The 1,020-nt window shown below is 76.8% G+C and carries 2 protein-coding genes; both read right to left on the bottom strand.

Annotated elements, in window-relative coordinates:
• Positions 1 to 315: NAD-dependent epimerase/dehydratase family protein (locus ND748_RS32655; RefSeq protein WP_251750111.1), on the bottom strand; the 315-nt coding region annotated here is incomplete at its 3' end.
• Between the two features lie 262 nt (positions 316 to 577).
• On the bottom strand, positions 578 to 1,020 hold a 443-nt coding region (locus tag ND748_RS32650; protein WP_251750110.1), incomplete at its 5' end, for a CAP domain-containing protein.

Raw genomic sequence — 1,020 nt, 5'->3', positions numbered from 1 at the left:
GAGCAGGGCGGCAGTGCCGCCGAGTGTCACCCGCCGGACCTCGGCGCCGGGGACCCGCAGCGGCGCCCCGGCGCGACCCGGGCGCACCGGGGTGAGCTCCGCGACGCCGCCGGTCCCCACAGCGGCGGCGTGGATGACCAGTTCGGCGCCGTCGAGCGCCGCCTCCCATCCACCCGGCCGGCTGATGTCGGCCTGGACCACGCCGGGCGCGCGCCGGACGTCCAGCGCGACGACGTCGGCGCCCTGTCTGCGTAGGGCATGCGCAAGCGCTCCGCCCAGAAACCCGGCCGCGCCGGTGACCACCGCCCGAACCACGGCCCACTCCTCCTACCCGGGTCACCCATGCCCGGGTGCCCCGCGTCGACGGTCCTGTCGCGATCGCCGCGGTCCGCTCCGCCGGCCGTGCCGCCCTCGCTGCCGTCGGCGACGACGTCCCGACCCTACGGGATCGACCGACCCGCGGCTGCGGACCATCGGCGCGAGTCGACCCGGCCAGCCGGCCCCCGCCAGGCCCAAAACCGGAATCCGCCGGTGCCGGGAACGGGCACCCCGTCCCGGGCCAGTCCGGCCGATCTCGTCAGGGGCCCGTTTCGGGGGTCGCGATGTCCTGCGTCCAGTAGTAGCCGTAGCTCCCGCCCGTCGCGAGGCCGACGCCGATCCGCGTCAGCGAGCAGGTGAGGATGTTCGCCCGGTGCTCGGGGCTGTCCATCCAGTCCCGAACGACCTCGCCGGCGCTGCGCTGTCCGGCGGCGATGTTCTCCGCGGCGACGGAGTAGTCGAAGCCCGCCGCCGCCATCCGGTCGAAAGGGCTGCGGCCGTCGGGGCTGTCGTGGCGGAAGTAGCCGGACACGGCCATGTCGACGCTGTGCGCCCTGGCCGCCACCGTCAGTGCCGGATCGGCCACCAGGTCCGGGCAGCCGACCGCCCGTCGCGCGAGGTTCGTGGCCGCGATCACGTCGGCGATCAGGCGGCCCCGAGCGGCCGGTGGGCCGGGCGCGGCCGGCTCGGCGGCGCCCGGGG

Origin of the sequence: Frankia sp. AiPs1, assembly GCF_023716945.1 — a bacterium.
Lineage (GTDB): Bacteria > Actinomycetota > Actinomycetes > Frankiales > Frankiaceae > Frankia.
This window is presented reverse-complemented; position numbering and strand designations above follow the sequence as displayed.